Origin of the sequence: Rhodococcus sp. RS1C4 (assembly GCF_002258225.1) — a bacterium.
Lineage (GTDB): Bacteria > Actinomycetota > Actinomycetes > Mycobacteriales > Mycobacteriaceae > Rhodococcoides > Rhodococcoides fascians_E.
On record NZ_NOXZ01000042.1, the window covers coordinates 19,767 to 45,985 of the forward strand.

The following is a 26,219-nucleotide window of genomic DNA, read 5'->3' on the forward strand; positions in this document are numbered from 1 at the left end:
TTCAGTACAGCAACTTTCGAAGAAGGTCGGGGAGTTCCTCACCGTCCGACGACGCAACGGTGTTGAACGAGCCGCCCGTGGCATCGGACACTGACTGCAACGTCGAACTGTCCGGATTGGTTCCGATCGCGACGACATCGACTGCCACCGGACGCTCCGGATCGATCAGATCCGACACCATCTCCAGGAATCGACTCGCCGAGATGGTCGGATCGTCGTTCGGACCGTCGGTGATGAGGACGACGCTGTTCGGCTTGCCGGGGACGTACGTCGACAGAGCGTCGAGATAGGCGGCGAGCACCGACTCGTACGTCGACGTCGCAGTGGCGGGTCGAACCGCCGCGGCCTCGGCCAACAGACGTTCCCGACGAGTCTCGCTACCCAGGACTTCCTCGACCGGGCCGGTCGGCACAAGGGTTCGGAACGCGCGTGTGCCGTCCAAATCCTTGCTGTAGATCCACAACCCCAATTCGGTGGCATCCATGACCGAGTCGAACTGGCGATCCAATGCTGCAACTGTGTTCTGCAACCGAGTCTCCGAACCCTCCGCCGTGTCCATCGACCCGGATGCGTCGAGAAGTGTCGTCACTCGCCGAGGTGTAGCAGGCTCGAGAACTGCATCGACAAGCGTTCGGCCGAACTCGGTGTTCTGCGGTGGCAGCGACACCGGCGACCGAGCGGCAACATCGAACCCCGCGTCGGAGAACACCGAAGTGTTGTCCGGCCCGGACATGAAGTCGACGAACTGTGCTGCGGCGCGGCTCGCCGTGTCGTCCGTCCACGCTCCGGCCAGCACCACGGCCGGGTGGTCGAACACGGGCCCGTCACCTCGCGGAGTGAAAGCCGTGACACCACTCTGGGACGACGCGGTGAGTTGCCTCGCAGACACCGGAACAGTGTGCGCGTCGGCTGTCGGTGAAGTGTCGGCGCTCAGCCGGGCAAGTGCCGAATCGGTCGAATCGCTCGTCGTGGAGGGCGTTCCGAGATCGGTGGTCGCGAGCGCGGACATCGCGGAGACAGTGGGCGCGCTTCGGGCGACGTCCGCACTGGCAACGCCCGATTCGTCGTACACGGAGGAGTCGTAGGTGGTTGCCGCTACCGCTCGCAGCGCGGCCGTCGACGCATCGGATTCCGGCCCGAGGGGAAGGAGAAGGCGAAGCCCGCCCCACCCGGGAAGTCCGATCGCGTCGAGCCCGTCGGGTGCCGCCTGCAGGCGAGGAATATCGGCCCACCCGATGTCCGCGGCCTCCAGCGCATCGGCTACAGCGATCGGTGCAGCCAGGACAACCGGTGACGACGCGACAGAACGAGGCGTGCCGTTCACAGCGCCGGCCGGTAGATCGGCAACGGAATCCGACGACCGCGGGATCCACAACGCCGGTTGCGGACCCAACGCAGCAGCGTCCCACGCGCTTTCGCCCGCAGCCAGGGCAGGTCCCACCACAGCGGAATCGTGAGTGGACACCTCGAGCGACACGCAGTGATCGCGTACCACAGGAGAACTGTCGGTGAACGCCGCCGCCAACTGTGTCACCTGCGACGAGATGTCCGGGTCGACGACGATCGGCACCACCGCCGGACCTTCGACACAGGTATCGGCCGCTTCCGTGCCCTGATCGGCAATACGGTCGCGGAGTTGGAACCAACCGAACACAGCGAGCACCACCACGAGGATGGTGCCCGCCGCGACGACGGGTCCCTTGCTCACTCCACGGGATCCGCCGGAGGTTCGATGTTCGCCCACGACAAGAGGTTACTTGTCGCGCCCCAAGTGACCGCACAGTGTCATCCGGTCACTCCGCGGGCTCCGCTCCTGTAACTGCCCGGTCACTCCGCGGGCTCGTCAGCGTGTTGCTGCTTTGTACTCGCGGCGGCGGCGGTGCAGGATCGGTTCGGTGTAGCCGTTGGGCTGGCTGGTGCCCTGCAAGATCAGGTCACTGGCCGCTTGGAAGGCGATGTTCGACTCGAAATCCGGCGCGAGGTTCTTGTACGTCGGGTCCGATGCGTTCTGTCGGTCCACCACCGGCGCCATCCGCTCGAGCGAGGCACGCACTTGATCTTCGGTGACGATGCCGTGCCGCAACCAGTTCGCCAGGAACTGACTCGAGATACGCAGTGTCGCCCGATCTTCCATCAACGCGATGTCATTGATGTCGGGAACCTTCGAACATCCCACACCGTGATCGATCCACCGCACCACATACCCGAGGATCGACTGGGCATTGTTGTCGAGCTCGCGTTGCTTCTGCTCCTCGGACCAGTCGGTCGCAGGTGCCAACGGAATCTCGAGGATCTCCTCGACAGTGGCGCGCTTGGACTTCGCGATCTCTTCCTGACGGGCGAACACATCGACCTTGTGATAGTGCAAGGCGTGCAACGTCGCTGCCGTCGGCGAGGGCACCCACGCAGTGTTGGCACCGGACTGTGGATGCCCGATCTTCTGCTCGAGCATGTCGTGCATCAGATCCGGCATCGCCCACATGCCCTTGCCGATCTGCGCTTTGCCTTCCAGCCCGGCAGCCAAGCCGGTGTCGACATTGAAGTCCTCGTACGCCTTGATCCAGCCCTGGGCCTTCATCTCACCCTTCGGCACGACCGGTCCGGCCTCCATCGAGGTGTGGATCTCATCGCCCGTCCGGTCGAGGAAGCCGGTGTTGATGAACACCACACGTTCCTTCGCAGCCTCGATCGCGGCCTTCAAGTTGACCGTGGTGCGGCGTTCCTCGTCCATGATGCCGACCTTGAGGGTGTTGACCGGCAACCCGAGAACCTGCTCCACCCGGCCGAACAGTTCCGCAGTGAACGCGACCTCGTCGGGACCGTGCATCTTCGGCTTGACGATGTACAACGATCCGGTGCGGCTGTTCTTCAGGACATTGTCCGCACCGAGGGAATGCAGACCCGCGAGCGAGGTGAACAGGGCATCGAGGATGCCCTCGGGGACCTCGTTGCCGTCGGCGTCGAGGATCGCATCGGAGGTCATCAGGTGCCCGACGTTGCGGACGAACAGCAGCGACCGACCGTGCAGGATGAGCTCACCGCCGTCACCTGCACTGCCGTCGACCGCCGTGTAGCTGCGGTCCTGGTTCAAGCTGCGGGTGAAGGTCTTGCCGCCCTTGGAGACCTCTTCGGTGAGATCGCCGCGCATCAAACCGAGCCAGTTGCGGTAGCCGAGAACCTTGTCGTCGGCATCGACCGCCGCGACCGAATCCTCGAAGTCCATGATCGTGGTCACCGCGGATTCGAGGAGGACATCCTTGACGCCTGCGGCGTCGGTCGCGCCGATCGGAGACTGCGGGTCGATCTGGATCTCGAAGTGCAACCCGTTGTGCACGAGAAGAATCGCCGTCGGCGCATTCGGTGCGCCCTGGTATCCGAGCAGCTGCGCCGGGTCTGCCAAACCGACTGTGGATCCGTCGGCGAGGGTGACCGTCAACGATGCGGCCCCGGTAGCGGAGGTGTCGACAACGTACTTGGTGGTGCCGACGTGTGAACCGGAGGACAGGGGAGCAGCCTCGTCGAGGAACTCGCGGGCGAAGGCGATGACCTTGTCGCCGCGGACCTTGTTGTAGCTGGTGCCCTTCTCCGCGCCGCCGTCCTCCGGGATGGCGTCGGTGCCGTACAGGGCGTCGTAGAGCGATCCCCAGCGTGCGTTGGAGGCGTTGATCGCGAAGCGGGCGTTGAGAACCGGGACCACGAGTTGCGGGCCCGCGGTGGAGGTGATCTCGGTGTCGACACCGGAGGTGGTGATGTGGAAGTCCGCGGGCTCATCGACCAGGTACCCGATTTCCTTCAAGAACGCCGTGTATGCGCTCCTGTCGTAATTCGGTCCGGCGTGCTCACCGTGCCACGCATCGACCTTGCCCTGGATTTCGTCACGAACACCCAGCAGGGCCTTGTTCTTCGGGGCCAGATCCGTGATCACGGCCTCCACGCCGCTCCAGAACTTCTCCGAATCCACACCGGTGCCCGGAAGCGCTTCGTTCTGCACGAAGTCGTACAAAACCTGGGCAACCTGAAGACCACCAACAGAAACACGATCGGTCATGAATCCCTCGCTCTTTCCGGTCAAAACGCGCACAAGGCGCCTCGGCGACAACTCCGCCTATGTTACTCGGCGGTAGCTCGGGCGGTGGCACCGCCGCTCACCAGTAGATTCTGGCATCGGCGGATAAGTTCCGAGCGGAGAGGGGCAGCCCTGTCCATCAGTCGAGTCTGCGCACGCACGTACTCCGCTCGTCCTGACGGGGTTTCGATCTCGATGGCGTCGACGCCGTAATCCGACAGATCGTAGGGACTTGCACGCATATCGACGGTTCGTGCGTCCAGTGCGAGCTCGAAGCAGTCCGTGACCAGGGCCGAGTCCACGAGGGGTGACAGCTTGTAGCTCCACTTGTACAGATCCATGCTGGCGTGGACGCACCCCGGCTGTTCACGGTCCACTCTGCCGCTCGGCTCGAGGCGCAACATGTTGCGAGGTACCGCGTCGTCGGTGAAGAAGCGAAAAGCGTCGTAATGCGTGCACCGAAGGTTCATTTTCTCCACGACGCTGTCGGTACCCGCGTGACCGAGGCGCAGTGGAACCGTTCCGTGCCGGAGGGCGGCTTCGCCGCCCCGGTAGACCATCGCCCACTCGTGCAGGCCGAAACACCCCAGGTTCGGTGGGCGAGTAGTCGTCGCGGACAGAAGGCCGTGCGTGAACTCGACCGCGGACAGCCTGCGCTCGAGCAGTGACTCGCGTACCCGATAGCCTCCGCTCGGCGCCGGTTCGTAGGCTGCGAACTGGGCATATTCGTCGGCTCTCGGCCCGGTCAGCGTGACGCCGTAACCGGGACTCCATCGCTTCAGGTGTCCCGGCTTGAAGCTATAGTACGTGAACAGAAAGTCGAGGACCGGGTGGTACGCACCCTCCGCGCGCTGCACCAGATAATCGCCGATCAGGTGCTCGACGCGCGCGAAATGCATCTCCCTCGACGCCGTCCACTCCGCCTCTCGCAACTCCGATGTCATGGTCGCCGAAGGACTCCACCGGGGGCAGGACCCGCGATCCGGTGTGTGCCGTCTCGAACGGTACCGACGAACTCCTCGACCAAATCCTCCAGTGCGACGATCCCGATGGTCGAGCCAGTCGAATCGTGCACGACACCCAAGTGGCTACGCGTCCGCCGCAGACGCGTCAGCGCATCGTCGAGCGTCGTGTCCGACGAGACCACAGGTAGGGGGCGCACCTCGGAACGCGGAATCACCGACTCGGGGCCTGCCGCGTCGTCGACCATGTATTCCAGAACGTCCTTCAGGTGCAGGTATCCCACCAGCGAACCGTCGGGAGCCTGCACCGGATACCGCGAGAATCCCGTAGCGGTCACTGCTTCCTCCACGGAACCGAGCGTCGGTCCGGCTGCCCTGTCCGATACCGCGAGACGCACACTACGTACCTGCGCAGACGGAATGAGAACATCCGCGACGGTCCGGCCCGACGTGTCCAGAGCCTGCGTCAGACGCCGATGCTCTTCTTCGTCGATGAGACCTTCCGATCGCGACTCGCCGATCATCTGCGACAACTCGTCCGCGGAGACCGAGGAATCGAGCTCGTCCTTGGGCTCGATCCTCAGCGCACGCAGCGTCAGGTTGGCGCACACGTTGTAGAACGAGATCAACGGCTTGGCCAACTTGATGAACATGAGATGGATCGGCACCAGAATCATCGCAGTCCGCTCCGGACCAGCAATGGCGATGTTCTTCGGAACCATCTCACCGATGAGAATGTGCAACACCACCACGAGACCGAGCGCGATGGTGAACGAGATGGGATGAAGGAAGGCGTCGGGAATGCCGACCCAGTCCATCGGTTTCTCGAACAGGTGCGCAACCGCCGGCTCACCCACCCTACCCAGCAGAATCGAGCAGATGGTGATGCCGAGCTGGGCGGCAGCCAACATCAGCGACAGGTTCTGGCCCGCCTCGATGACCGACTTCGCCCGTTTCTTGCCCTGTGCGAGAAGGGATTCCAGACGATCGCGGCGCGCCGAGATCAGCGAGAACTCGGCACCGACGAAGAACGCATTGCCGGCGAGCAGAAAGACGGCGAGCAGAACAGCCAATACGTCACCCACGGATTCTCGCCTCCTTGCCCACCGTCGCGATACGTTCGGCGTCTACCGGCTGGAGCAGAATTCGGTCGATACGCCGACCGTCCATGCGCGTGACCTTCGCGATCCAACCACCGTCCGACTCCGACGGCTCCTCGAACGGACCAGCAGGAAGGACGGTGGTGTCTCCCTCGGTGGGGATCCGCCCGAGTCGGGTCAGTACGAGTCCGCCGATGGTCTCGTACTCCCCTTCAGGGGCTCGATAACCGGTGGCCGTAGCTACCTCGTCGATGCGCAGCAGCCCGGAACAGATCCAACTGTCACCCACCCGCTGCACGTCGACTTCCGGTTCGTCGTGCTCGTCGCGGACGTCTCCGACGATTTCCTCGATGAGGTCTTCCATCGTCACCATCCCGGCGGTTCCGCCGTACTCGTCGACGACCAGGGCAACCTGCATTCCGTCCGCCCGCACCCGTTCCATCACGGTGTCCCCGTCGAGACTCGAGGGCACGACCGGCACGTCCTGAGCCAGGTCGGCGAGTCGGGTAGTGCGGCGGTGTGCGCTCCCGACAGCGAATGCATGCTTGATGTGCACCACTCCGACCGTGTCGTCCAAGTCGCCGTCGACGACGGGAAAGCGCGAAAAGCCGGTACGCGCGGCGGTTTCGATCAAGTCGAACGCAGTGTCCGACACCGACAACGACTCCACCTTCACCCGGGGAGTCATCAATTCCTCGGCTGTGCGCTCGCCGAACTGCAACGACCTGTCCACCAGGCGGGCCGTTCCCTCGTCCAGCGCTCCGAGTTGTGCCGACGTGCGCACGAGCGAGCCGAGCTCGCGCGGCGAACGCGCCGACCTCAACTCCTCGGCAGGTTCGATGCCCAGTCGCCGAACCAGCCAGTTCGCCGACCCGTTCAGACCCTTGATGGCCCATCGAAAGACCGCCGAGAACCCTGACATCGCTCCGGCGGTCGCACGGGCAGTCGCCATGGGCATTGCGATGGCGATGTTCTTCGGTACGAGCTCACCGAAGATCATCGAGAACGACGTGGCGATCAACAAGGCTGCCGCCAGAGACACCGCAGAGGCGACGGTGTCGGAGGCACCGACCGCCGTCGCCAGCGGAACGAAGAATCCCGCGAGGATCGGCTCGGCCAGATAACCGGTGATCAGCGTCGTGATCGTGATGCCCAGTTGTGCACCGGACAGCTGGAAGGACAACGTCTTGTGCGCACGCTGGACCTGCCGGGCGCGCATGTCACCGAGATCGGCGGCCGCCGAATCGACTGCACTTCGCTCCAGCGCGGTCAGTGAGAATTCCGCTGCCACGAAGAGCGCTGTGCCGGCGGTCAACGCCACGAAGCCGAGTAGGCCGAGGATGCTGATCGCAATCTCCACCGGTCATCGCCGCCGGAGTTGGGAGAGGCGCATCGCGCCGTGAGTTTCGCCGGGTCGTTCACCCGGCTCGATAGAGGAGCCCTCCGAAGTGGAGCCCTCGTCGTTGGACTCGCCCTGAGCGGTCACAACAGTGCTGATAACGGGTGCCTCGGGCACCTTGGTCCTTTCTCTCGCTTCCCCCCGCCCGCCTCGAGCGGACACTGTGCGGAGGAAGTCCGCGTATTGCCGAAGCCCTGATCTTAACGGTTTCCCGCCGAGAACACGGCTCGGGCAGCGCCCGCGGACAGCCTCGACACGTTCACCAGCCGGTCGGGATACTTACCAACCTGTCGGCAATGGCCTTCCCTCGGCGAAACCTGCAGCCGACTGCACCCCGAGCACGGCGCGGTCGTGCAACTCGGAGAGGTTACGAGCACCCGCGTACGTGCAGGTACTGCGCACACCAGCGCAGATGTGGTCGATCAGATCCTCGACCCCGGGGCGGTCCGGGTCCAAGCGCATCCTCGAACTGGAGATCCCCTCCTCGAACAAGCCCTTTCGTGCACGGTCGAACGCACTGTCGGTGGCCGTCCGTGCAGCAACCGCACGCTTGGACGCCATTCCGAAACTCTCCTTGTAGGCGCGACCCGACGAATCGGTACGCAGATCACCGGGAGACTCGTACGTTCCGGCGAACCACGACCCGATCATGACGTTCGCAGCACCCGCAGCCAGCGCAAGAGCCACGTCGCGGGGGTGCCGCACGCCGCCGTCGGCCCAGACCGATCCACCGAGATCAGCTGCCGCCGCAGAGCATTCCGCAACAGCGGAGAACTGTGGTCGACCCACACCCGTCATCATCCGGGTGGTGCACATCGCGCCAGGTCCGACGCCGACCTTCACGATGTCCGCTCCGGCTCCGATCAGATCGCGAGTGCCTTCGGCGGACACGACGTTGCCCGCAGCCAGAGGAACACCGAGGTCGAGCGCGGAGATCGCAGCCAACGCGTCCAGCATCTTCTCCTGATGACCGTGCGCAGTGTCGATGACCAGAACGTCGGCCCCGGCCTCGACGAGTGCACGCGCCTTCGCGGTGACGTCACCGTTGATGCCGACCGCTGCGGCGATACGCAACCGATTGTTCGTGTCGACGGCAGGCGCATAGATCCCCGCGCGCACCGCGCCTGTCTTCGTGAGCACACCGGCGAGAGTCCCGTCCGGATTCACCAGCACGGCAAGGTTCTCGTGGGCGGCCTCGAGGGCATCGAACACCTCACGCGGCGACGCATCTGCCGGTGCCGTCACGAAATCCGTTGCCGCAACGGACTGCACGCGAGCGAAGCGGTCCACATCGGTGCAGGACGCCTCGGTGACGACACCGACAGGACGTCCCTCCTCCGTGATGACGACGGCGCCGTGAGCGCGCTTGTGTACGAGAGCGAGTGCGTCGGACACCGAGGCGTCGGGCGCCAGCACTACCGGGGTGTCCGCGACGAGATCGCGGCTCTTGACGAAGGCAACTGTGTCCGCGACTGCCTCGATGGGCAGATCCTGAGGTAGGACAGTGATCCCACCGCGTCGCGCAACGGTCTCGGCCATCCGCCGACCGGACACCGCGGTCATGTTCGACACGACGATCGGAATGGTGGTACCCGTGCCGTCGGAGGTCGAGAGATCGACGTCGAAACGGGAGGTGACATCCGTTCGGTTCGGGACGAAGAACACGTCGTCGTACGTCAGGTCGTATGGGGGCCGGTGGCCATCGAGAAACTGCACGTTGCGCCAGCTTACCTGTCAGGCGCCGGTTACGCTCTCGGCCAGTTGGGCCTGCGACCGAGACAGCGCGATCGTCGCGACGATCATGACCAGGACCGAGCAGCCGATGATCACCAAAGCGCCGGGGTCGTCGCGAACGCGCTCGTCGAGCACGGTGATTCCCAGGAACGCCGCCCCGAACGGTTCTCCGATGGTCACAGCGGGGAGGGACGCGGAGAGTGGACCAGCTTGGAACGCAACCTGCTGAAGGTAGAAACCCAGAACGCCGCACCCGACGAGTGCGTACGTCTGCCACGCGGTGATGGCAGAAACGAGGTCTTTCTCCACGAGGTCGGTCACGAACTTGGTGAACGCCACCGCCACTCCGAACAGAAGCCCACCGGCGGCGCCGAGCAACAGCGCTCGGTATCCGGGGTTGTGCAGGACGAATCCGGCCACCGCGAACACCGATATCACGACCGTCGTCACCAGCAGCGGAACCAGCCATTCGGCGAACGGTGCATTGGAGTGGCCTTCGGTCGGATCACCGACGACGATGAAGACCGCAAGTGCGAGCGCCAGAGAAATCGCCAGCAGCCACGTCGATCGGGTCATCTTGAAGCCGGAGAACTTCGCGGACAAGGGGAGTGCGAAGAGCAGCATGGACACGACCAACGGCTGGACGATCAGCACACTTCCCACCCACAACGCGGCGACCTGAACCGCATAGCCACCGACGTCGCCGACAACCCCTGCCCACCACCGCGGGCTTCGGAGGAGCGTCGACATCAAGGATCGGCCTTCCGGGACCGCGGCCGCGGCGCTCTGTTGCGCCACCGAAGCGCACGCGAACAGCATCGCCGCGACGAGCGCGAGTGCCACGGTCAATACCGGAAACCCGTTCATCGGCGTCCGCTACGACGCCCGGCCACGCCTCGGCGTGACGCACGCGAAGATCCGGGCGTTCGGCCGGGGCGCGACCTGCCGGGCGCAGCGGTGCTCGTTCCGGTCGCAGTCGCCGGAAACGGGTCGGTGACCGGTCGCCCGGGGGGTCGCCGCGCGCCGACGACGGACACGAGAACCGGATCGTGTTCGGTCACAGCCACGAAGTGCGCGTCGATGCCTGCCGCGGTAGCCGCGGCCACGGCAGCAGGCACCTGGGACTCGGTCGCCAACGTCACCACGACCCCCGAGGCGCCGGCTCGTGCTGTTCTGCCGGCGCGATGGGTGTACTCCTTCGCATCGGCGGGTGGATCGACGTGGACGACGACCGAGACGGAATCGACATGGATTCCCCGTGCCATCACATCCGTTGCAACCAGGACCGGGACATGTCCAGCCTCGAACGACGCCAGCGTTCGGATGCGATTGGCCTGCGTTTTGTCGCCGTGTAGGCCGGCTGCGTTCACCCCCACCGAACGCAGTGACTCGGTCAGGCGATCGACCGCGAACTTCGTTCGGACGAACAGCATGGTCTGTCCGTCTCGCGAAGCGATGGACGCCACCACGGACTCCTTCTCCGATCCGACGACACGGAAGAAATGGTGTCGCGCTGTGCGCTCCGCGATCGGGAGCACGTCGACGGTGTGCGTGACCGGAGAACGGAGATATCGACGGATCAGGTCGTCGACGTCGCCGTCGAGGGTGGCCGAGAACAACATTCGCTGACCCGTCGAGTCGGTACGATCCAGCACAGAGACGACTTGGGGCAGGAATCCCAGATCCGCCATCCTGTCGGCCTCGTCGACCACGGAAATCGTCACCGAACTCAGATCGACGAAGCCTCGGGCAGCCAGATCGTCCAGACGCCCGGGTGTCGCCACCACGACATCCACACCTCGAGCGAGGCGCTCCGCCTGACGCCGGACGGGAACGCCACCGACGACAGCCGCGACTCGCACCCCCAAGGCCAGAGCAGCCTCGTCGAGAGCCTTCTCGATCTGGAGCGCCAGTTCTCGCGTCGGAGCCAGTATCACCGACCGCGGACGGGAGGGTCGGCTACTGCCTCCGCTCAGCCGTTGAAGCAGCGGCAACCCGAACGCCAAGGTCTTACCCGACCCGGTCGGTGCACGCCCGAGAATGTCCGAGCCGGCCAACGCATCTTGTACCACCGCGGCCTGAATCGGAAACGGTGACTCGACACCGCTCCTTCGGAGAGCGTGTACCACGACAGGTTTCAGCCCCAGGTCTGCAAATGTCGAGTGGTGGTCGGGCATAGCGGAACAGTACCGCTCCTCATCCACCCGGCCGAGGGACATTCCCATCCGTTCCTCGCGCCGACCGAACCTCGTCGGTGTCGGCGTTTCTGTCGGACCTCTGCGTCATCATCTACCCGCTCGAACAGTAGTTCGAACACGACGGGGCTACACGACTTCAGGGGGCAGCATGTGCGGGATGTGCAACGGGCAGTCGATCGACGACTACGTCGACTCGGTGGAGACCTTGATCGGGCGATACGGGTGGGCGCTGCAATACGTGTCGTCCAGCGCCGCCACCGCCCTGGACGGTGAATTCGGGAACAGCGGCCACACCGACGACGACTACGCCGGTGACGGGATGGTCGATCCTGCGTTCTGCTACACGGTGGGACTTGCCGGCATGGGCCACCCCGAGATCGTGATGACGGGTCGGTCACCGGGTGAGTCGGCAGCAGTGCTCAACGTACTCGCTCGTCGAATTCAATTCGGAGGGCAGCACTTCGAGGCAGGCCAGTACTGCACCGCCGGCGGGTTCGAGGTGTCGTTCGTCGACGTCGCCTATCCGGAGGAGTGGCTTCTGATGTGCCGACGTCTCTATCCCGACGGCGCGCTACGCGCCGTACAGGCTGTCTGGCGGGATCACTACGGCAATCTGCCATGGGAAGGGGAGTACCCCTCGACGATCGTGCAACCGATACTCGGTCCGCCGCCGGGGTGGTAGTGGCGATGGAGGCGAACAGCGCCGCTCACGACGGCGACGATCGTGGTACACCGGACCGCGCACGGTTCGGTGCACCACGATCGGAACGCCTACGCGTCAGGCTTGGACTTCGCTGCGGTCACCGCTCCAGAGAGTGTGGAACTTGCCTTCTGCATCGACGCGCTCATAGGTGTGGGCGCCGAAGAAGTCACGCTGTCCCTGCGTCAGAGCAGCGGGTAGACGCTCTGCACGAAGCGCGTCGTAGTACGCGAGCGAGGAAGCGAACGCCGGGACCGGAATCCCGAGCGAGGCTGCCGTGACGACAACGCGTCGCCAACTGTCGATCGCGTTCTCGATGGCTTCACGGAAGTACGGCGCGAGGATAAGACTCGGCAGCTCGGCATTGTCGTCGTACGCATCCTTGATCCGATCGAGGAATCGAGCGCGAATGATGCAACCGCCGCGCCAGATGGTGGCGAGGTCGCCCGGGTGAAGGTTCCAGTCGTACTCGGTACTGCCGGCTGCGATCTGGTCGAAGCCCTGCGCGTACGCGACGATCTTGGATGCGTACAGAGCACGAGAGATGTCGTGGGTGAACTGCTCCGCGTCGGTGGGCTTGGCTGCGAGTTCACCGGACGCGAGACCGACAGCTGCTTTGCGCTGCCCACGCGATCCCGAGAGTGCGCGGGCGAACACAGCCTCGGCAATGCCGGTCACGGGAACGCCCAGATCCAGGGCGGCCTTGACCGTCCAGCGACCGGTGCCCTTCTGCTCGGCTGCATCGACGATGACGTCGACGAGCGGCTTGCCCGTCTTGGCGTCGACCTGGTTCAGCACTTCGGCCGTGATCTCGACGAGGTAGCTCTCGAGGTCGCCCTTGTTCCATTCCGTGAAAACATCCGCGATCTGCTCAGGCGTGTAGTCCAGAGCATCGCGGAACAAGTTGTAGGCCTCACCGATCAACTGCATGTCGGCGTACTCGATACCGTTGTGCACCATCTTGACGAAGTGACCCGAACCGTCGGGGCCGATGTGCGTGCAGCACGGCGTTCCGTCGACCTGAGCAGCAATCGACTCCAGCAACGGGCCGAGTGCCTTGTACGAGTCCACGGGTCCACCGGGCATGATCGACGGGCCGTTGAGTGCACCTTCTTCACCACCGGAGATTCCCGCTCCGACGAACAGCAGGCCGCGCTTCTTCAGCGCAGCTTCACGGCGAATCGTGTCCGTGTACAGAGCGTTTCCACCATCGATGATGATGTCGCCCTCTTCCATCGCTCCGGCGAGCTCCTCGATCACCGCGTCGGTTGCGTCACCGGCTTTGACCATGATGAGAACCCGACGCGGCTTCTGCAGTGCCGCGACGAACTCCTCGATGGTCTCGGTGCGAACGAAGTTGCCGTCGCTGCCGTGCTCGGCAAGAAGAGCATCCGTCTTGGCGATGCTGCGGTTGTGAAGGGCAACGGTATGACCGTTGCGCGCGAAGTTGCGGGCGATGTTCGAACCCATCACGGCAAGTCCGGTGACACCGATCTGGGCGAGGTCTGACGATTCCACTCCTGAAGTCATAGGTACAGCTTTCCCTGCGACGCCCGGCAATGGAAGTTGGGGGCGATATCCGTGGTGCGAGTGTCGTCACCCCGGACACCGTTCGAACCGAAACGCCGGAGGGCGCCGCCACGAGAATCGTGACAGCGCCCTCCGGCGTCGGAATGCGTTACTCGTCAGTAACTTTGGGGCCGATCAGCGATTGCGAGCGGGCCCGTCGAAACCTTCGTACTCGCGGCGGTCGGTGCGACTCCGAAAACCACCGGACCGCGGAGCGTCGTGCACTGCGTTGGTACGGGGGCGGTCGCCTTGGTAGCCGCCGGTGCGAGGGCGGTCGCCTTGGTAGCCGCCGGTGCGAGGGCGGTCGCCTTGGTAGCCGCCGGTGCGAGGGCGGTCGCCTTGGTAGCCGCCGGTGCGGGGACGGCTGTCGCGGCGGTCACGGGGAGCGGAGCTCACCGCGCGCAGCGGCTCGCCGGACGGCTTCTGCGCTCCCGTGATGCGAGCGAGTTCGTCGGATCCGGGTGACACGTTCACCGAAGTCGACTTCACGCCTGCCATGCCGGTCAGACGCTGAATCTGACGACGCTGGTTGGGCAGGACGATTGCGACGACTGTGCCCTTCTCTCCCGCGCGGGCGGTACGCCCGGCGCGGTGAAGGTAGTCCTTGTGGTCTGCGGGCGGGTCCACATGTACGACGAGGTCGATTCCGTCCACATGGATTCCGCGTGCAGCGACATCGGTAGCGACGAGCACAGGTGTGCGCCCGCTCTTGAAGCGTTCGAGGACCCGCGTGCGCTGGTTCTGAGCCTTGCCGCCGTGCAGGGACTCGGCTGCGATGCCGAGTGCACGAAGGCGGTCGGTGATTCCGTCGCAACCGAGCTTGGTACGAGCGAACATGATGGTGCGACCTTCGCGGGCGCCGATCTCCGACAGGACGATGTCCTTCTGGCCGCGATCGACCATGAGCATGTAGTGCTCCATGGTGCGGACGCTTGCCTTGCCGTCCTGAGTGGAGTGCTCGACGTGGTCGGGCAGGAACTGACGGACGAGTGACTGCACTTCACGATCGAGCGTGGCGGAGAACAGCAGGCGCTGGCCGTCCGACGGAGTGTCGGCGAGGACTGCGCGCACCTCGGGCAGGAAGCCCATGTCGGCCATCTGGTCTGCTTCGTCGAGAGCGGTGATCTCGATGGAATCGAGGATGCATGTGCTCTGACGGAGGTGATCTGCGAGGCGTCCCGGGGTCGCGACGAGTACGTCGACGCCACGGCGGAGTTGTTCTACCTGCTTGTTGAACGGCATGCCGCCGACGGCTGCACGGACCGTGAGGCCCAGCGCGCCTGCGTAGGGAGTCATGGACTCGACAACCTGGAAAGCGAGTTCGCGCGTCGGTACGAGAACGAGCGAACGGGGACGCTTGGCTGCGGGCCTGTCGGTGTGGCGAGCGAGCCTGGCCAGGATGGGAAGGCCGAAGGCGAGCGTTTTGCCCGAGCCGGTCTGAGCCCGGCCGAGGACGTTCTTGCCGGCGATTGCGTCCGGGAGTGCCATTGCCTGGATGGGCGAGGGCACGGTGATGGAGTTGCGCGCCAAGGCGGCTACCACAGGTTCGGGTAGGCCGAGTTCGGCGAAGGTGACCACGGCGGGATCGCTCGTGGCGTCCGACGCGTCGGGGGTGGATGTACTAGTCGAAACAGCGTGAGTCACGCAGTTGAACCTCTCCGGTTTACGGGCGCGCCAAGAAGCACAAGCTGGGAGAACGCCCACGGAAAGAGGGCACAAACAACAGCTGGAACAAATATCTGACGAGCCAGGGCACTGTCACCTGGCCATCCGTGCGCTGAATCGAATGCGCAGAGTGGGGCTGTTTGTGCCTTTTCGAGTTGCTCGGCCGCAATGGCGACCGATGATCGAGTCTACAAGACAAGCGTTCGATTCGCCGATTCGAACGACTGTGAGCTGGCCGACCCCTCAGGAATGACGCATGAGACGGTTGAGTTCTTCCAGCCAGGGCATGGCGACGAAGATCGTGGGTACGACCAGAATGACCGCAGCTGCGGCATACGCGGCCACCGACGTTCTGACGTCCGTCCTGGGTCCGTTGAGGCGCTTCACTCGAATGAGAGTGCTCGGCCCGCCGGCCGCCATCGCGCCGCGCGGCGCTGTGGAACCGGCACACGTGACGAGCGCTCGGGCGAGGGGAGTGGGTCCGGTGACTTTCACGGCCGAATCGTCCGCGAGAAGTTCGACGAGAAGCTGCACGCTGCCGAGTGCGGACTTGCTACGCACGATCCGCGGGAACGCCTCGTTGACTGCGGTGAACGCCTCGAGTACCAGGTCGTGCCGTGATCGGAGGTGCGACCGTTCGTGGCTGAGGATCGCTTTCACTTCGGCACGGCTGAGATTGGTCAGTACCCCTTCGCTGAGGACGACTCTCTGCCTGAGACCGGGAAGGCAGTAGGCAATGGGCTCGACGGCGTCGAGAACACGAACATCGGCATCTCGGATTCCGGGAAACGGCCGCTCGTCGTCGCTTCCGCGGTCCAGCAAGTCGACGAGCATGCGGTGACGGGCACGCCGCCGCCTGGTCTTCACCGCAACCTGGACGATGGAAAACATCAGTTTCGCGCCGATTCCGAGAGTGATCGCCAGCACCACCACGTACAGAATCCACAGCGGGAGGCCCAGCGCTTCTATTTCGTCGGTGGGCGCCGTCGTCGGCCGACCGTCCGGGCCTGGAACCAGCAACAGTCCACCGATGGCGAGGCCGGAGCTGAAGGCGGAGAACACGGCGGCGACGGCGATTGCCTGCCACAGCACAAGGGCCGCCCGCGGGGCCCGATAGGGCCACGTGGCTTTGCTCAGGAATGCGGGAATCGGACCCGTCAGCAACAGGGCGAGAACCGCGAAGACCAGTGCTGTGGTGGAGTTCATTTCCTCACTAACCGAGGGCAGGAATCAATTCGTGTTGCGATCTTCGATCGTGGGCGATTCCGATTGTGCCACTTCCAGTGCGGCGAGTGCTTCGCGGAGGGCCGCGGCCTCGTCTGCGCCTACCTGCCCGACGAAGTGAACGAGGGCGGCCGCGCGCCCACCGGACTCGGGGGCCTGCGCCAAGGCGTCGACCATGAGGCTTGCAACCAGTTCGTCCCGCCCGTGCAGGGGTATGTAACGGTGCGCGCGGTCGTCTCGCTGCTGGACGACAAGTTGCTTCTTCGCCAGACGTTGAAGAACCGTCATGACGGTGGTGTAGGCGAGTTCACGATGAGTCGCGAGCGCCTCGTGGACCTGCCGCACGGTTTGCGGTTCCGATGAATCCCACAAATGATCCATCACTGCACGCTCGAGTTCGCCTAGACCTGCCATTCGTCCGAGTCTACGGCTAGTCCGACACAAATGCGTACTACTGCCGGTAGTAAGGTCGCCCTGGGCGTGTGGGATGCGTCATATCCGACGTTCCGCCCACCCGGAGGATGACTTTCCGGTGGACTTCGATCGCGTTCACCGAACCGCATCCACTCTGTGTTTATTCTGCAGTCATGAACTGGTTCGTGTCAGCTTCGCTCGTCGACGACACGACGTCTTGGATCACCCTCGCTCTGGGTGCACTCGGCGCCCTGTGGCTGATCGTCAGCCGAACGAAGTGGTACGTCCGCCGAGCACTTCCGATCTGTCTACTCGTTGCGGCCCTCGTCGCAGTGGCGCTCTATTACGTCGTCGAGAAGGTGTGGCGACCGTTCCCCGATCCGATCGAGATCCCGATCTACGTGTGGATCGGGGTGGGACTCGCGGCTCTGTTCGCGGTCGTCCCGCGCGCCGTCGCATCCAGTGGGCTGATCGGCAGGATCGTGACGGTGGTTGCTGCCGTTCTGGTGGTGGCGGCCGCCGCCGCGCAGGTGAACCTCGTGTTCGCCGCCTACCCGACGGTGGGAACGTTGCTCGGTCTGGAGCAATCGGATCGTGTCGATCTGAGCAACGTGCCAGGAACCCAATCGAATCCGGTCACCGGCGATCCACTGGACGCTTCGTGGACGGCGCCCGCATCCATGCCGTCGCAAGGGCGGTTGACGTCGGCGACCATCCCCGGGACGGTGTCCGGATTCTCGGCGAGACCCGCACAGATCTACCTGCCCCCGGCCTACTTCGCAGATCCACGCCCCCTTCTGCCCACCATGGTGCTGATGGCAGGCCAGCCGGGGGAGCCGGAGGATTGGTTGAACGGCGGACAGCTCGCGAGCACGATGGACGCATTCGCCGCCGATCATTCCGGTCTGGCGCCGGTGGTCGTCGTCGCCGACGCCACGGGCTCGACACTGGCCAACCCGTTGTGCGTCGACTCGCCTCTCGGAAACGTCGACACGTATCTCGCAACGGACGTTCCGAACTGGATCGGATCGACGCTCCAGGTGAATCCGGATCCGCGCAGTCGCGTCATCGGAGGACTGTCCTACGGCGGGACATGTTCCATTCAGGTGGCGACCAACCACCCCGACGTCTACCCGACCTTCCTCGACCTGTCCGGGCAGGCCGAGCCCACTCTCGGTGACCGCGGCCGCACCGTCGCCGAGGCGTTCGGCGGGAACGAGGCCGCGTTCGTCGCCGTGAACCCGATGGATCTCCTGAAGACCCGACAGTTCCCGCAGTCGGGGGGAGCATTCGTCGTCGGTGCCGACGACAACGACTACAAACCCGGCCAGAAGGCGATGTACGAGGCCGCGAAAGCCGCAGGCATGGACGTGGTGTATCTCGAAGTGCCGGGGGGACACAGCTTCGCCGTGTGGTCCGAAGGACTGAAGCAAGAACTGCCCTGGCTGATGCAGAGAGTAGGACTCATCTCGTGAACGACATCATCGACGACGCTCAGGCGACCGAACCGTCGGGACCGTCCGGACCGTCGTGGACGGCGAAGCGGAAAGAGCGACTGTCCGCGGCGTGGCGCGGATTCAGCAGGCAGGCCGTTCGGCTGGCCTCGCTGATCGGCTTCGGAATCAAGGGAGCACCGGTCAGCCTGGGTTTGCTCGTCGTGGTGCTCGCGCTCGGTGTGATCGCAGCCGTTGTCGGCGGAAACACGGTGCACCACGCCCTGGCTCTCGGGATCATGCCGGTCGAGGAATGGAAACTGTGGACGGTACTCACCGCCGGTCTGTTCGCCCCGGGAATCTTCGGTTACGTGGTGTTCGTGGTTGCGGTGTTCGTCGCGGCCGCGCCGATCGAGCGCCGGATCGGGTCGGCGAAGTTCGCCCTCGCGGCCGTCTGCACCCAGGTGCTCGGTGCCGTGTTCGGCCTCGGGATCGCGGCGCTGGCGAAGACGTTCGACGCGGACTGGGGTTTCCGGTTGCACGTCGGGACGGCAGTGGGCCCGACGACGTGGATCGTCGGAGTTCTGATGGTAGCGAGCGCTCGCATGGACACGTTGTGGCGGCGACGGATACGCGTCGGGCTTCTGGCTCTGTTGATCACGTCGGCACTGTTCAGCGGGCACCTTCAAGATGTGGTGCGACTTGCCGCGGCGGTCGTCGGACTCGTGCTCGGACCGGCGATCGTCGGGCGGTCGGCTCGCGGGCCGCGTCTGGCGGGCACACAGCGTGAAGGCCGCGTCCTGGTGGCGTTGGTCGTCGCCGCCAGCGCGCTCGGTCCCGTACTGGCTGCGCTGAGCCCGGACGCGGTCGGGCCGTTCGCAGTGCTGCGGGACGTCGTCAGCGGAGTGCCGTACACGCCGGCAGAGGTCCGGGAAATCTGCGCCGATTCGGCAACCGACCCCGAATGCCGCACCGGCCTCCTCGAGCTGAGACTCGGTGGTGTCGGTCCGACGATCCTGTCGTTGATGCCCTCGATCTTTCTGCTGTTCCTCGCCGATGGACTCCGACGAGGCCGAAAGTTCGCGTGGGGTGCAGCGGTGGTGGCGCAAGTGGTGTTGCTGATCGTGTCCGTCGCGAACTACGCCATCCGGTTCATCGACGCAGGTGACGACGAGTCGGTGTTCTACGGGCTGGAGTCGCCGACCGCGTATCGCACCATCGTGCCGTTTCTGCTTCCGCTGGCAATTCTCGTCGTTCTGGCGCTCACGCGGAAGTACTTCGATGTCCGCGCACCGCGCGGGACCTATCGAAAGTTCACGATCTCGGTGCTGGGTACTGCGGTGATCCTGTGGGTTCTGTACGTGCTGTTGGGGTTCGTCGGACGCGGTGGTTTCGATCAGAAGGCATCCTTCCTCGGCTTGATCGCGGACTTCCCGCAGCGTCTGGTGCCGCCGGTGTATCTGCAGTGGCTCGAACCGAGATTGCTTCCGGACAGCATTTTCACCACGTTGCTGTTCGAATGGACCGGGGTCATCTTCTGGGTGTCGTTGTGCGTGTTCGTGCTCTCGACGTTCCTTACCCCTGTCTCACGCGCGGACAGCGCCGCTGCCGAACGTGCACGCGCCCTGCTGACGACCAGTTCCGGGAGCGCGCTGTCGTGGATGACGCTGTGGAAGGGAAATTCCTACTGGTTCTCCGCCGACGGATCCAGTTTCGTTGCCTACCGGGTTATCTCCGGTGTGGCGCTGACGACAGGTGATCCGGTGGGACCGCGCGGGGAACTCCGATCGGCGGTGGTCGACTTCGCGGAGTTCGCATCGAAGAACGGGTGGATCCCGTGCTTCTACTCGGTAACACCGGACGTTCGTGCCATCACGGACAGCATCGGCTGGGGCGGCATCCAGGTGGGGGAGGAGACTGTCCTCGATCTCGCGGATCTGGCCTTCACCGGCAAGAGATTTCAGGACGTCCGTACCGCGCTGAACCGGGCGAAGAAGGTGGGAATCGAGGCCGAGTGGATCAGCTTCCCCGACGCACCGCTTGCCATCACGGATCAGATCACAGCGATCTCCGAGGAGTGGGTGGCGGACAAGGGGATGCCCGAGATGGGGTTCACGCTCGGTGGTCTCGAGGAGGTGGACGATCGAGAGGTGCGCTGCCTCGTCGCTGTCGACGAACACCGGACCGTCCACGGAATCACGTCGTGGATGCCCGTGTACGAGGACGGCGTCGTCGTCGGTTGGACTCTCGATTTCATGCGGAGGCGGTCGGAAGGTTTCAGACCGACGATGGAGTTCTTGATCGCATCCGCTGCAATTATGTTGAAGGAGGAGGGCGTTCGATTCCTCAGCTTGTCCGGTGCGCCGCTCGCGAAGGTGAGCGACGGCAGTGCGTCGGATGCACCGTCGGATGAGGAAGTCACCTTCTACACGCTGCTCGATCGACTTCTCGACGTGCTGGGCAAGACGCTCGAACCCGTCTACGGGTTCAGGTCGCTGCTGGCCTTCAAGTCGAAGTTCCAGCCGCGGTACGAGCCGATGCACATGACGTTCGCCGACCCGGCCGCGTTGCCGAGTATCGGCAATGCGATCGGACGGGCCTATCTCCCGGATGTGTCCCTCGGCCAGGGCTACCGGTTGGTGCGCACGATGATCGAACGTTAGGCGTCCGGCTCGGCGGATGCAGCCGCGGTCTTGGTCGGACCTCCGACCGCTCCGTACACGTGGCGCGTTCCTATGGGGACGATCAGGGGGCGATCGGAGACCGGGTCCTCGATGACGCTCGCCTCGAGACCGAACACGTCCATCAGAAGTTTCTCGGAGATGATGTCCTGAGGCTTCCCGGACTCGACGATTTTGCCCTGCGACATGACGATCAGCTGGTCGCTGTAGCGTACGGCGAGGTTGAGGTCGTGCAGCACCATGATGACGGTGCGGCCCATCTCCTCGTGCAGACGATCCACCAGGTCGAGAACCTCGACGGAATGCGCGAGGTCGAGGTAGGTCGTGGGCTCGTCGAGCAGCAGGATATCGGTGCCTTGCGCGAGCGCCATCGAAATCCATGCTCGCTGGCGTTGACCGCCGGACAACTCGTCGACCGGCCGGTCCGCCAGGTCTCCGACGCCGGTCAGTTCGAGCGCGTTGGCGACCTCGGACTCGTCGTCGGACGACCACTGCCGCACCCAGGACTGGTGCGGGTGCCGGCCGCGGGACACCAGATCGCCGACGGTCAGTCCTTCAGGCGCAGTCGGTGCTTGCGGCAACATGCCGAGGACACGGGCGACGTCCTTCGTGCGCATCGACGAGATCGCTTTGCCGTCGAGTACGACTTTGCCCGCTTTCGGCTTCAGCAGTCGTCCGAGGGAGCGGAGGAGGGTGCTCTTGCCGCAGCCGTTGGGTCCGATGACCGTGGTGATCACGCCGGTGTGCACGTCGAGATCGAGGTTCTCGACGATGATCCGGTCTCCGTAGCCGAGCGTGAGATCTTCGGCGACGAGGCGGGAGGGTTCGGTTGTGGTCATGCGGAGACCTTTCGGTTACTGCGGACGAGCAGGTAGAGGAGGAACGGCCCGCCGAGCGCGGAGGTCACGATTCCGACAGGCAACTCGACCGGAAGGATCGTGCGGGCGATCAGATCGCTGCCGACGACAAGCAAGCCGCCCATCAACCCGGACGCGATGATCGGCGGGCCGGGCGTGCGCAGAATGCGCAGTGCAATCTGAGGTGCCGCCAACGCCACGAATCCGATGGGACCGGCAGCGGCGGTAGCGATGGCCGCGAGCGCCACCGACGCCAGGAGCAGCGTGGCCTGACCCGACTGGAGGCGCACACCGAGCGAACGGGCGTTGTCGTCGCCGAGTCGGAGGGCGCCGAGAGTGAACGTGGAGATGATGGTGATGCCGCCGATCAGCACCAGTGCACACAGAACCGGCCAGACCTTGCTCCAGTCGGCACCGTTCAAGGACCCGTTGAGCCACAACTGGGCGCGGGAGACGTCGTTGATGTCCGCACTGATCAGCAGCCAGCCGATGGCCGCGGTGAGCATCGCGTTGATGGCGATACCGACGAGGATGAGCCGGAATCCTTCGACGCCACGCTTCCATGCCAGCGTGTAGATGAGCACGGCAGTCAGGACACCACCGACGAGCGCTGCCAGCGGAAGGCCGACGGTAGCCAGGATGCCGACGAACGTGCCGCCGCCACCGAGAACGATGAGCGCTACTGCGGCCGCGCTCGCACCGGCGGTGATGCCCAGAATGTCCGGGCTGGCGAGTGAGTTGCGCGAGATCGACTGGGTCACCGCGCCGGAGATGCCCAGAGCCATTCCCACCAGGAGTCCGGTGAGTGAACGAGGCAGCCGAAGGTCCATCACGATGAACCTGTCGATGCGAGAACCGCCCCCGAACAGCACTTCTGTCACCTGAGGTATCGACAGCGGAAAGTCGCCGCGGCCGATGTTGATGCAGACGACCAGGAACAGCGCCGCGAGCATGACGAGGTTGACGAGAACCATGAGGGGACGCCGAACCAGAGACAGCGGCCCGAGCCGGAACGGCGGACGTGACGGGACCGTACGGACGGCGTCGGGTCCGGCAGCGCCGTTCGCCGACGCGTTCTTGGTCAAGGACGGGGTCACAGGCTTGCCAACTTCCGACGACGAACGAGAGCGATGAAGAACGGAGCGCCGAAGAGGGCGAGCACGATCCCGACCTGCAGTTCTCCGGGTCGAACCACGACGCGGCCGATGACGTCGGCGATCATCAGCATGACGCCTCCCATGAGTCCGGCGTACGGAACCAGCCATCGATAGTCCGGGCCGGTGACCACCCGCGCGACGTGCGGCACGACCAGGCCGATGAAGGCGATCGGACCGCACGCGGCGGTGGCGGCACCGGTGAGCAGGGTGATGGCGATGATCCCGACTGTGCGGGTGAGCGCGATGTTGGTGCCCAGGGAGCGAGCGACGTCCTCACCGAGACTCATCACGTTGAGGCCGGGCGTGCTGGCGAGCGCGATGAGAACTCCGACGACGAGGAACGGCAGTACCTGCCAGAGGACGTCGAGCCCTCGACCGGCGACCGAGCCCACCGACCAGAAGCGGTAGCCGTCGAGACTTGTCTGATCCAACAGGACGATGGCATTGGTCATCGCGGACAGGAAGAACGCCACGCCCGCGCCGGCGAGCGCGAGATTGAGTGGACTGGCTTTGCCGTTTCCGGCGGAGGACAGACCGAACACCACCACACTGGCGATGGCCGAGCCGGCGAAAGCGAACCACAGGTACTGGCTGGGCGAGTTGAAGCGGAAAAGGTAGATCGACAGGACCACGAGGAACGCTGCACCGGCATTGAGTCCGAGCAGACCCGCGTCGGCGAGTGGGTTTCGGGTGTGGCCCTGGATGAGTGCGCCTGCGATGCCGAGCGCGATTCCCACCACGAGCGCGAGGAGTGTGCGCGGTATCCGCAGACTGCGCACGATGATGTCGGTGTCGGTTCCCGTCGAACTCCACAAGGCGTGGCCGATTTCGGCGAACGTCAGCGGGCGCGCTCCGATCGCGATGCTCGCGAGGATCGCGGCGGCGAGAGCAACCGCCAGGATCACGAGGCCGAGGATGCGTCGTTTGCGGATGCCCGCAACGGAATTGTCGCGTGCTATCGGCTCGAACAGTTCGTCGGCGGCCGTCTTCTCACGAACTACCTCGGTACCGCTTCGCCCGATGCCGAACTGGCGCAGCATGGCCCGGCGTACACCGAGTGCATTGCCATCGGCACCATCCCGAACGATCAGGTTCGTCCAGCGCTTGCCGGTGCTCTGGCCGTCCTTGCCTTCCCGATATCCCTGATTCCACAGGAAGAGGCCGACTGCAACCGCGACTGCAATTGCACCGAAGACGAACCGGTCCGCTTGCCCACCACCGTTGTCGTCACGGAGCGAGTCGACGATCGACCATCCGATACCCAACGGAAGAAGCACAATCGCGAGATCGACGATCGTCGCGGCGACGCGCGGAGCCCATGGCGCCGGCCCGCGGGGGATCTCTTCCTTGGCGAAATCGTCGTCCGGGGCGGGGTGAGTGTTTCCCGAACCCAGCAATGGTGCCGTCGTCACTGTGTTCGTGACTCCTCACTGTGGTTGATGGATCAATCGTTAGGTTACGGAACCCTTGTTCATTCTGCGCGTCCAGGTAAGGCAAGCCAAGCCGAATGGGGTGACATGCCGTACATTGCGCAGCCTTCTCGCCGGATCAGCACTTGGTTAGGCTAACCTACCTAAAGCAACGCAACGAAGATCGACCGTCATGAGAGGAGTGTTCCGGTGTCACTTGCAACAGCTGCGTCCGATGCCTGGGCCGATGTGCACCGTTCGTACGAACACAACGGAGGGGGCAGCCCCCTGGCGCGGTCGTGCACGCGCCTTCGGGCGCTCAATCCCGACTACCCGCGCATGTACGCAGTTGCCGCGATGGCCACCGAAGGCAAGCGGCGGTGGTGGCACCTCGCGACCGGACTCGAGGACGGCCGGGTCGACTCGATGCTCGGCAGATCGCTGGAGGATCTCGGCTCGATGGAGGCTGCGGCCCATCAGGTCGCGACGGCGCTGGTGCACGCGGTCGTCGGCCGCGTCGCCGCGCTGGTGGTACTCGAGGGGCGAGCGTGGGACCCGGGAATCGACAACCTCTGGATTCACATGGACAGCGACGGCGGTATCGACTGGGCGGGCGTGGGGTCACCGATTCTGCGCGTGCTGCCGGACGACCCGCTCGAGTCGACGCCCGGCACGGTTACTCTCCCGTGCGAGGAAGCGCTGCTCGTGTGGACCGCGCACCGTTGCATCACCTCGCTGACTGCAGTTCTGAGGTCCATCTCTGCCCGGGCACCGTTCGACGCGTCCACGTTCTGGAGCCTCGTCGGCGATTCGATCCTCGGTGCCTCGACGTACATTCCGGTGCTTGCGAACACCTTTGCTTCCGACAGTGCGCGGCGCGGGCAGGCATTGCTCGACGCGTTCGTCGCCGCGGGCGCACCGGTCCGCGCCCGTCCCTGGCCACGTACGCGACTACGTGCCTCCTAGCCCTTGCCAATTCAGGTAAGGCTAGCCTACAGTTCTGGGTGAACCACCGGACCGCGCCGGAGTCCTGAGGGCTGCAGAGACTCCCGGTCCTTGCCACGGCGGGCCTCACATTCCTTCGAATGTGAGGCCCGCCGATTTCTGTCTCGACCTTCTGGTGTAGTCCTGATCTGCGCGTCGAACGCGACGACGCCAGGCGAATCAGGAGAGTCGATGAGCGAGACGCACAGCCCCATCACCCCGAACGTCGATCCCGCGGAGATGACGGAACTCTGCGCGCAGGGTTTCGACGGCGCAGTCGGACTCGTGTACACCGAAGTGTCCGCAGACCGCGTACGCGCAACGTGGGACGTGACGCCGAGGCTGCACCAGCCGGCCGGGATCATGCACGGCGGCGTCCTGTGCTCCGTCGTGGAGTCGATGGCCAGTATCGGGGCGAGCGTCTGGCTCGGTTCGCGCGGACACGTCGTCGGCGTGAACAACAACACCGACTTCCTGCGGGCATCGAGAGAGGGAACCCTCGTCGCCGAAGCGCGTCCGATCCATCGCGGTCGCACCCAGCAGTTGTGGCAGGTGGACATCACCAACGAGGCCGGAAAAGCCGTCGCGCAGGGCAAGGTTCGGTTGGCCAACATCACCGACACCGCAGCGCTCGGCCACGGAACCACCGAGTGAAGACCGGACGAGC

20 protein-coding genes are annotated in these 26,219 nt (G+C 64.7%); 5 read left to right on the forward strand and 15 right to left on the reverse strand.

All coding sequences use genetic code 11. The features are described 5' to 3' along the window. Window position 1: 1 nt before the first annotated feature. The 8 genes from CH289_RS22010 to CH289_RS22045 form a co-directional block, all read right to left on the reverse strand. A complete protein-coding gene (locus tag CH289_RS22010; RefSeq protein WP_230621077.1) occupies window positions 2-1,744 on the reverse strand; it encodes a substrate-binding domain-containing protein in 1,743 nt (580 codons plus the stop codon). Between the two features lie 99 nt (window positions 1,745-1,843). Further along, window positions 1,844-4,048: a malate synthase G gene (locus CH289_RS22015; RefSeq protein WP_094728618.1), complete on the reverse strand. Its 2,205-nt coding sequence runs from the start codon at window positions 4,046-4,048 to the stop codon at window positions 1,844-1,846. A gap of 62 nt (window positions 4,049-4,110) precedes the next feature. After that, window positions 4,111-5,010 carry a hypothetical protein gene (locus CH289_RS22020; RefSeq protein ID WP_033188811.1) on the reverse strand — a complete coding sequence of 300 codons (900 nt, stop codon included), beginning with the start codon at window positions 5,008-5,010 and terminating at the stop codon, window positions 4,111-4,113. Continuing rightward, window positions 5,007-6,113, reverse strand: coding sequence for a hemolysin family protein (locus CH289_RS22025; RefSeq protein WP_033188812.1), 1,107 nt, complete (start codon window positions 6,111-6,113; stop codon window positions 5,007-5,009). Before CH289_RS22025 ends, CH289_RS22020 begins: the two co-directional genes overlap by 4 nt. After that, on the reverse strand, window positions 6,106-7,488 hold the full coding sequence (locus tag CH289_RS22030; protein WP_019667603.1) for a hemolysin family protein: 1,383 nt from the start codon (window positions 7,486-7,488) through the stop codon (window positions 6,106-6,108). Before CH289_RS22030 ends, CH289_RS22025 begins: the two co-directional genes overlap by 8 nt. A gap of 318 nt (window positions 7,489-7,806) precedes the next feature. Further along, window positions 7,807-9,243: a GuaB1 family IMP dehydrogenase-related protein gene (locus CH289_RS22035; RefSeq protein ID WP_020113184.1), complete on the reverse strand. Its 1,437-nt coding sequence runs from the start codon at window positions 9,241-9,243 to the stop codon at window positions 7,807-7,809. Between the two features lie 18 nt (window positions 9,244-9,261). Further along, a complete protein-coding gene (locus tag CH289_RS22040; RefSeq protein WP_037161777.1) occupies window positions 9,262-10,128 on the reverse strand; it encodes a DMT family transporter in 867 nt (288 codons plus the stop codon). Further along, window positions 10,125-11,438 carry a DEAD/DEAH box helicase gene (locus CH289_RS22045; RefSeq protein ID WP_033188814.1) on the reverse strand — a complete coding sequence of 438 codons (1,314 nt, stop codon included), beginning with the start codon at window positions 11,436-11,438 and terminating at the stop codon, window positions 10,125-10,127. Before CH289_RS22045 ends, CH289_RS22040 begins: the two co-directional genes overlap by 4 nt. A gap of 178 nt (window positions 11,439-11,616) precedes the next feature. Between CH289_RS22045 and CH289_RS22050 the strand changes: the two genes are divergently transcribed. After that, complete coding sequence (locus tag CH289_RS22050) at window positions 11,617-12,141, forward strand: DUF4262 domain-containing protein (protein ID WP_230594195.1); 525 nt, start codon at window positions 11,617-11,619, stop codon at window positions 12,139-12,141. Between the two features lie 96 nt (window positions 12,142-12,237). Here the strand turns inward: CH289_RS22050 and gndA are convergent, their stop codons facing one another. The 4 genes from gndA to CH289_RS22070 form a co-directional block, all read right to left on the reverse strand. Then, entirely contained in the window at window positions 12,238-13,689 is a 1,452-nt protein-coding gene (gene gndA, locus CH289_RS22055) for an NADP-dependent phosphogluconate dehydrogenase (protein ID WP_026348219.1), read from the reverse strand. Window positions 13,690-13,863: 174 nt separating this feature from the next. Then, on the reverse strand, window positions 13,864-15,372 hold the full coding sequence (locus CH289_RS22060) for a DEAD/DEAH box helicase (RefSeq protein ID WP_462052414.1): 1,509 nt from the start codon (window positions 15,370-15,372) through the stop codon (window positions 13,864-13,866). A gap of 264 nt (window positions 15,373-15,636) precedes the next feature. Beyond that, the gene (locus CH289_RS22065) at window positions 15,637-16,599 is read right to left on the reverse strand and encodes a M56 family metallopeptidase (RefSeq protein ID WP_094728588.1); all 963 of its coding nucleotides are present in this window, start codon (window positions 16,597-16,599) and stop codon (window positions 15,637-15,639) included. 24 nt (window positions 16,600-16,623) lie between these two features. After that, window positions 16,624-17,031: a BlaI/MecI/CopY family transcriptional regulator gene (locus tag CH289_RS22070; protein ID WP_019667611.1), complete on the reverse strand. Its 408-nt coding sequence runs from the start codon at window positions 17,029-17,031 to the stop codon at window positions 16,624-16,626. A gap of 173 nt (window positions 17,032-17,204) precedes the next feature. Here CH289_RS22070 and CH289_RS22075 point away from each other — a divergent pair, with 173 nt between their 5' ends. Together CH289_RS22075 and CH289_RS22080 are read left to right on the forward strand one after the other, a co-directional pair. After that, entirely contained in the window at window positions 17,205-18,506 is a 1,302-nt protein-coding gene (locus tag CH289_RS22075) for an alpha/beta hydrolase (RefSeq protein ID WP_033188818.1), read from the forward strand. A gap of 80 nt (window positions 18,507-18,586) precedes the next feature. Then, window positions 18,587-21,127, forward strand: a complete 2,541-nt coding sequence (locus CH289_RS22080; protein ID WP_371828073.1) for a bifunctional lysylphosphatidylglycerol flippase/synthetase MprF — start codon at window positions 18,587-18,589, stop codon at window positions 21,125-21,127. Here the strand turns inward: CH289_RS22080 and CH289_RS22085 are convergent. The 3 genes from CH289_RS22085 to CH289_RS22095 are packed head-to-tail and all read right to left on the reverse strand — an operon-like array spanning window position 21,124 to window position 24,571. Continuing rightward, the gene (locus CH289_RS22085) at window positions 21,124-21,984 is read right to left on the reverse strand and encodes an ABC transporter ATP-binding protein (protein WP_020113193.1); all 861 of its coding nucleotides are present in this window, start codon (window positions 21,982-21,984) and stop codon (window positions 21,124-21,126) included. The genes CH289_RS22080 and CH289_RS22085 overlap by 4 nt on opposite strands. Next, on the reverse strand, window positions 21,981-23,099 hold the full coding sequence (locus CH289_RS22090) for a FecCD family ABC transporter permease (RefSeq protein ID WP_462052416.1): 1,119 nt from the start codon (window positions 23,097-23,099) through the stop codon (window positions 21,981-21,983). Before CH289_RS22090 ends, CH289_RS22085 begins: the two co-directional genes overlap by 4 nt. Further along, a complete protein-coding gene (locus CH289_RS22095; RefSeq protein WP_094728590.1) occupies window positions 23,096-24,571 on the reverse strand; it encodes an iron chelate uptake ABC transporter family permease subunit in 1,476 nt (491 codons plus the stop codon). Before CH289_RS22095 ends, CH289_RS22090 begins: the two co-directional genes overlap by 4 nt. Before the next feature lie 246 nt (window positions 24,572-24,817). Here CH289_RS22095 and CH289_RS22100 point away from each other — a divergent pair, with 246 nt between their 5' ends. Next, entirely contained in the window at window positions 24,818-25,534 is a 717-nt protein-coding gene (locus CH289_RS22100; protein ID WP_230594196.1) for a hypothetical protein, read from the forward strand. A 210-nt stretch (window positions 25,535-25,744) separates the two neighbouring features. Next, window positions 25,745-26,206 carry a PaaI family thioesterase gene (locus CH289_RS22105; RefSeq protein WP_020113196.1) on the forward strand — a complete coding sequence of 154 codons (462 nt, stop codon included), beginning with the start codon at window positions 25,745-25,747 and terminating at the stop codon, window positions 26,204-26,206. The last annotated feature ends 13 nt before the right edge of the window (window positions 26,207-26,219 follow it).